The organism is Desulfobacter latus, assembly GCF_013389365.1.
GTDB classification, from domain to species: Bacteria; Desulfobacterota; Desulfobacteria; order Desulfobacterales; family Desulfobacteraceae; genus Desulfobacter; species Desulfobacter latus.
Genome location: NZ_JACADJ010000210.1, coordinates 1 through 332, shown reverse-complemented (window position 1 = coordinate 332; position 332 = coordinate 1). Strand labels below are relative to the sequence as shown.

General features: G+C 32.8%; 1 protein-coding gene. It reads left to right on the top strand.

The genetic code is table 11. The features are described from left to right. Positions 1-332: hypothetical protein (locus HXW94_RS20640; protein ID WP_218576837.1), on the top strand; the 332-nt coding region annotated here is incomplete at both ends.

Genomic DNA, 332 nt, shown 5'->3' with positions numbered 1-332 from the left:
AAAATCTGATACCCCTCAGTTTGATTTCTGGTTGGTTATTGCAACACTTGAAAAATGTAAACCAGTTAGAATTCCAATTAATATTTATGCTTACGGGAAAAAAGTCATAAATTCCGGTAAATTATGTACCGGAGTTACATTAACCCGGAAAAATGGTAAGTGGTACGCCACGCTTGTTGTTGAAACGATTAATAAAAAAACAAAAGCATCAAAAATTATAGGCGTTGATCTTGGAATCAAAAACCTATTAACAACACCAGTTCAATATTTTGGTCAGTTTTCAGAAAAGCTGAAAGATAAAATCAAACAGAACGATTTGAAACGACGTAGAA